Origin of the sequence: Microcystis sp. M44BS1, from assembly GCF_020244875.1 — a bacterium.
Lineage (GTDB): Bacteria > Cyanobacteriota > Cyanobacteriia > Cyanobacteriales > Microcystaceae > Microcystis > Microcystis panniformis.
This window is the reverse complement of the sequence record NZ_JADBVM010000252.1, coordinates 1-6,424: the sequence shown is the minus strand read 5'-3', so window position 1 is coordinate 6,424 and position 6,424 is coordinate 1. Positions and strand designations below refer to the sequence as shown.

At 40.2% G+C, this 6,424-nt stretch carries 5 protein-coding genes; 1 reads left to right on the top strand and 4 read right to left on the bottom strand.

Annotation, left to right across the window (positions count from 1 at the left end; translation table 11 throughout):
• Positions 1-427: 427 nt before the first annotated feature.
• Together IM515_RS19740 and IM515_RS19735 are read right to left on the bottom strand one after the other, a co-directional pair.
• Complete coding sequence (locus tag IM515_RS19740) at positions 428-856, bottom strand: Imm30 family immunity protein (RefSeq protein ID WP_190720290.1); 429 nt, start codon at positions 854-856, stop codon at positions 428-430.
• 14 nt (positions 857-870) lie between these two features.
• Positions 871-1,143 (bottom strand): hypothetical protein, encoded by a 273-nt coding sequence (locus tag IM515_RS19735; RefSeq protein ID WP_002760442.1) that lies wholly within the window; start codon positions 1,141-1,143, stop codon positions 871-873.
• Positions 1,144-2,057: 914 nt separating this feature from the next.
• Between IM515_RS19735 and IM515_RS19730 the strand changes: the two genes are divergently transcribed.
• On the top strand, positions 2,058-2,198 hold the full coding sequence (locus tag IM515_RS19730; RefSeq protein WP_002760440.1) for a hypothetical protein: 141 nt from the start codon (positions 2,058-2,060) through the stop codon (positions 2,196-2,198).
• Between the two features lie 156 nt (positions 2,199-2,354).
• Here IM515_RS19730 and recQ read toward each other — a convergent pair whose 3' ends face one another.
• Both recQ and IM515_RS19720 read right to left on the bottom strand, forming a co-directional pair.
• Positions 2,355-4,466 (bottom strand): DNA helicase RecQ, encoded by a 2,112-nt coding sequence (gene recQ / locus IM515_RS19725; protein WP_287629604.1) that lies wholly within the window; start codon positions 4,464-4,466, stop codon positions 2,355-2,357.
• Positions 4,467-4,574: 108 nt separating this feature from the next.
• Entirely contained in the window at positions 4,575-5,186 is a 612-nt protein-coding gene (locus IM515_RS19720; RefSeq protein WP_158199998.1) for a DUF3318 domain-containing protein, read from the bottom strand.
• Positions 5,187-6,424: the final 1,238 nt, after the last annotated feature.

Genomic DNA, 6,424 nt, shown 5'->3' with positions numbered 1-6,424 from the left:
TAACATCATTAGAAAAGTAATTCCTGATGTCATTGACCAGGGAATAAAGGGTTTGCCGTTTAATCCTGTAGTGCTTGATCCACTACGAATGACTAAGCTTTCAGGCTTTTAAGTAAGTTTGAGTAAGTTTAGTTGAGCGGTTTGCCTTTAATTGAACGTTACCTCATGTCTCAAGGAGAAGATGGCCACAGTGTCGAGGGTTTAATTGCTCAAGATATAGGTTGGGATTTTTAAGGGGAAACTTTCTTTTAAAATTGGCGTTTACTTTTGATTTTATTACTCAATCCAAGCTTTTGGGGGGTTGGGGGAAGTCGCTGAGTCTCAAATTAAATTAATCAAGGTTGAACAAATGCCAGAAAAAGCGACATTTTTTAAGGGATTACAGATACCAAAATATCATTTTAATTTCTATAAGTCATACAAAAATTTAGGTTAAGATGACCTCCGAGGATGAATTAATATAATTTTTGACGCTTTCTAGTAAAAGTTGATACAAAAAATGAGGTGTTTTTTGATTGGCTAATTCCAGACTATTCTGATAAATTTTAACAGCAGATTCATCATTAATCATTCGATAGTGAATGATTTTTGTCCATTCTGGTGCAGTTATCATTAATTGAGGAATCACTTCAATAAAAGCTTGTATTTGTTGTTGGGGTTCAAAATCTTCTAAAAAATGCACTAAACTAAACATAATTTCAGGATGTTCACAGTTATCATCTAGGATAAGATGTAAGTCTTTTAAATGTTTATCATCAGGATATTTGGTAAGTTTTTCTAATGTTTCCTCAAATAAGTTAATTTCTTGGGATGTTTTCATTAAGCGATTCTCTTGTAGGATTTTTATTAAATTCATGGGGTTGTTGCTCCTTAATCAAAAAAGGTTGACCAGGTAGTTTTATTAAGTTGAATGAGTTCTTGTAATCCCTTTCTAATATCTGCATTATATAATCCTTGACCTAGATAAATTGAGCGAATATCCCAAACTTCTTGTGCTAAGGTTTGTCGAGGGGAAAGGGTTAAGTCTGGACTTTTACCATAAGATAAGGTTTGACGATGACGACCTCCTTTTCCGGGGGATAAGTGTTCCATCATGATAGCAATTCCTTGATTAGTTGTGTAACCTTTGATTTTCGCTTTCATATACGCATTGGATGGTAGATGATGAGGGGTTAAGTTATCTCCTCTACTACCTAATTTTAACAAGTCGCCGTATGTCCCGACTTTTCCTTCTCCTGTCAGTAGTTTAAATTGAGTGATGTTGTCTCCTTATGATTATTTTAGGCCATAGGTTTATCATAGGTGAATAAAAATCTTATCGCTCTTCTATCTCGGAAAATCCCTGTCAACACATAAGTGCTGAAACTCTTATTTTATAAGCGAGCGCTCGCCTATTTTCTAACAACAACTCGAAAATTTAGTTTCTGTTAGTTATTGATCACCCGAAAGCTTGCCCCGAAAGAAAGCTAGAATTTAGACACGATCAGAGCTTTTTCCTGATAATTAAGCTTTAATGACCCATTTTCCTCTTTTCCCCCAACTCCAGTGCTTCCCAACCCAAAAAAGTAAGGCAGACCTTAGCCTACCTTAAAACAAAGCGAGGTTGATCAACTTTGAGGATGCCGATGCGGATGCAGTGGATGTAATTGGTCTTATACCATATACTGTCGATTATAGCAAGGGTTTTGCTGGTTGTCTAGATTCAAATAACAAATAATTGTAAGCTTTACCATAGATGTTAATCTATACACTGAGCCGCAAGGACTATCTCTCGTCAAACTGGGTTTCAACCTGAACCTCAGTTCGGGATTAGTCAAAATTCTGAATGTTCTCCTAGCTGATAAACCCTATTCTTTCGTGGAACTGATGGCAAAATCTCTTTAACCGTAACTAACCTTGATTCGGTAAAGATTTTCCTCCTCTCGATCGCCTCGGAGAATTGTGCTGTAAGATATATTCAGTTTAAATTGTTTAGGCTCGCAATCGTAGATGAGAATAAATTTCGGTAGCTTTTGCGGGAATAGATCAATAATCTCAGGAAATTAACGGTTAATTATATGAATTCTGCTAAAATTATCGCCATTATCACGGGAGCAATTTCGATTTTAATCGCCGTTGCCTATTTAATCCTCGTCCAGATTCTTGACTTTCGTAGCGAGATGATTCCCGCTCCCCTAGAAGTTATTTTTCCTGGATGATAAAAATTGGGGTTGAAAATTTTTCAACCCCAGAAAAAGCAATTTTTGAGCCGATTAACCCACTGGTTGTAATACTAAATCCGGTTATTAAAAACTGATTATTTATTGCCTATTGCCTGTAAAGTGGAGGGTTGCATCAAAAGAGTTGCTCTGGCCTTATTGCCGGGGTCGTCTTTGCCAAGCAACAACTAATTTAATTTCCTCATAACTATAATTATCTCCCAGATTTTCTTTGAGAGTTTTCAGGGATCGATCACCCACTTTTTCGATCACTAAACGAATATATTCCTGTTTATTTTTAGAGACTAACTGATTAATATCAATTTCGTAACCCGCTTCTAGCAATTTAGCTAAATGTTCATAGATGGTTGAGACTTTTAAGCTTCTTTTGCGAGCGATTTCTTCCGCATTCAACCCATCTTGATAGTATTGGAGAGTGAGGAATTGAGTAGAGGGAAGACTATCCTGACAAAAATCATTAATTGCCGCTATAAATATATCCCCATACTGTTGTACTTTACTGTGTACTACTCCAGAAATTTGACGAAACTGCCCCAAATTCCGGGGTTTCGATTGGGCCATCAAACGCAGACTAGAATCATGGAAAATAACGTAGGGAGGAACCCCTTGACTATCGGCAATTTTTTTCCGCAGTTGCCGCAAGCGCTCGAATAATAAATCACTTTCCACCATATTGGGATTGTCGTCTCCCACGATTTGACCGTTAGCTTTCTGGGGGACGGCAATAAACACGGAACGTTGTTTCCGCATCACTTCCCAACTGTGTTGATTAAGTTTCAAGATTCTAAAATCGTCTTCAGTTTCTACTAATATATTTTGCTGGACAAGGGAACGACTTAAACGTTTCCACTCCTGCACAGTTTTATCTTTACCGATGCCATAAGTAGATAATAAATGATGTTGATATTGGCTGATTCTTTCACCTTTTCCTCCCCTGAGTACGTTGATTATGTGCATCATACCGAATTTCTGTCCCGTCCGCGCCACACAGGATAAAAATTTTTGTGCTTCGATCGTCCAATCCTCAGAATTGTTCCCATTCCGACAGTTATCACAGTTACCACAGTTACCCGAAAAACTTTCTCCAAAGTAACCTAGTACGCTCGATCTTCTACATTCAGTCCCTTCAGCATAATCTAACACCTGTCGCAATTGTTGACGAGCTTTCTGTTGTTCATTTTGCTCGGTTTTTTGGTTAATAAAATACTCAATTTTTCTGGCATCTGCAAAGCTAAAAAAGAGGGTACATTTAGCCGGTTCTCCGTCCCTACCGGCGCGGCCAGATTCTTGATAATATCCCTCTAAATTGCGGGGTAAATCATAATGAACGACAAAGCGCACATCGGGTTTATTAATCCCCATACCGAAGGCAATTGTCGCCACCATAATCTGCACATCATCCCGAATAAAACGGGTTTGATTTTTACTTCTTTCCCGATCCTCCATACCCGCGTGATAGGGTAGGGCATCAATACCATCTTTTTGTAACTGTTCGGCAACTTTATCGACGGTTTTCCGGCTGATACAGTAAACTATTCCTGATCCTTTTTGTCCTTTAATATATTGATACAATTGCTGATAAGATTTACTGGTTTTAGGTTGAACTTCATAATAAAGATTAGGACGATTAAAACTAGCAATATGAATGGAAGTATCTCGCAATCCTAATTGTTGAATAATATCTTCCCTAACCTGTTGGGTAGCGGTGGCAGTTAAAGCCAGAATTGGTGCAGAGGGAAAGCGTTGACGAACTTGTTTAATTTGTCGATATTCAGGGCGAAAATCATGACCCCAATCGGAGACACAGTGAGCTTCATCTACCGCTAAACAGGCTAAACCAAGGTAATTATCAATAACAGCTAAAAAATCTAAAAAACTAGGCGATAATAATCTTTCTGGCGCGACATATAACAGTTTAATTTTTCCTTGCAGGATTAAAGATTCTCTTTCTCTGACTTGTTTAGCATTTAAAGTGCTATTGAGAAATGTTGCCCCGATGCCATTATCAGCTAAAGCAGTTACTTGATCCTGCATTAAAGCAATTAGGGGAGAAACCACCACCGTCACCCCTTTTTTGATTAAAGCAGGTAGCTGAAAACAGAGAGATTTACCGCCTCCGGTGGGCATAATTACTAATAAATCCTGATTATTTAAAGCAGCCTCAATTATTTGGCGTTGATTCGGTCGAAATTGATCGTAGCCAAAGTGATATTTTAAGACTTTTTCTAAAGAGTCAATTGCAGCCATTGAGCAAGGGGAAAGATATTTTTATAGTAGTTATTTTAGGGTTAGGGATTTAAGTAGTCAGTGATCGGTAATCAGTAAAAAGAAAGCTGATAGCCAAAACAACTGACCCTAGGATTGTCTCACCTGATCGGGAACACCAACAAAGGAGAGATTGGCTAATTTTTTCAGATTTTGACAGCGCAATAACTCGTTAAAATTGAGACTCGATCGCCCTTCAATTTCAGCTATAGTCTCAATAGCCGATAATAAGCTTTTAGCGGCCTCGGTTTCCGTGTAACCGCGTCTAACGGCCACTTTTAGGGCTGCTTCATCCGCATCTAATTCCCGTTGGGGGCTGCGTTTTTCCCGCCAAATCCGGTTAATTGCCAAGGCAGTTAAACCCCCCGCTACTGCCATACCGACGGCATCGGTTTGCAGGGTTTCCACGGTTAAACCGATCATACCAGCCAGGGCAATTACTCGATCGAGATCGGGTTTAAACCATTTTACTGCCGTTAAAACACAGACGGCCCTTAACAAGACTAAATCCCGTTGGGGTCTTGATAATTGCCGCCAGAGGTCAAAATTAATTGGAATCGGTCTGACTCCTCTTTGCCAGGGCAGGGGAAAATTAGTTTCGATTACCTTGCTGCTTTCGGGTTTGCTGACAATGCGGGTCATCATCCGTCCCGAAGCAGGCATGAGGTCTAGTAAATGACTAATCTCGTTGTCTTGGTTCATCGATCGCCGGCCAATAGTCTTCGATCATTGAGTATAATCGCTTTCTGAGTTAATATCTCTTTTCCGACAATTTTCTCAACGAAACCGTGCGAGTCCCTACCGTTCGGCTTTGAGGGGTTCGATGCCCCGAAAATCGCCAATAAATTCTTGCATCTTCCTCAAAATCCTCATGTTTTGATTATTAATGAGGGGATGAAACCAGTCCTGACCAGATCTTGCCAACTCCAAGTAGAACCCGAACCGCTTGTGACTACGTTAACGGGAAGGTGAAGCCGAACCTGATGAACGAACTGGCGATACAGTTGCTACGAACTCAACCCAACAAAAAGGACTTGTAGGTTGGGTTGACGTCAGGAAACCCAACTATAGTACGCTTGGATTGAGCCAAGGAAACCCCACAAAAGGTCAGGAGAAGCGAGCGCCGATTCCGACGGATTTAGGTGTTGGCTGTTGGGTTTCGCTTTCCCCTAAAATTGAGAGGTTTTCTTTAACCCATTGATTCGCTCAACCCAACCTACGAACTCAACTTGTAGGTTGGGTTGACGTAAGGAAACCCAACTATAGTACGCTTGGATTGAGCCAAGGAAACCCCACAAAAGGTCATGAGAAGCGAGCGCCGATTCCGACGGATTTAGGTGTTGGCTGTTGGGTTTCGCTTTCCCCTAAAATTGAGAGGTTTTCTTTAACCCATTGATTCGCTCAACCCAACCTACGAACTGAAATGTTGGGTTTCGCTTTCCCCTAAAATTGAGAGGTTTTCTTTAACCTATTGATTCGCTCAACCCAACCTACGGACTTCCTTGAAAAATCCCAACTTAGTAGATTTAGAAACATGAGATGCACCCTGCCAAATGCTAAATTGTCTCATACTTCATCTTTAGGAGAAACGCCGTAACTTACTTTTATAGGTAATACTTTTGATATATCGCTCTTGGAGGAACTCTGGCAAAAATCTTACAGTCTCTCAACTCTGGCTCTCTTATGGGGTAAGCCTTCAAGCGAGTGCTAACTAACAGAAACCCGAAATTTGAGTTTTTATTAGAAAAAAAGTTAGCGTTCCCTTGTCAAGCAAGGGTTTCAGAACCTAGATTCGGTCAGGGGTGCATCCCACTTAGGAATGAGCATAAATACTCAGAAGGCAGGAGCGATTGAGATAAGCACATCGCAGACGGAGAATAGGGGAAACATTCTCTCGTTTCCAGCTTGCTCCTGACAGCTTAACCCGAGCACCGACCTGT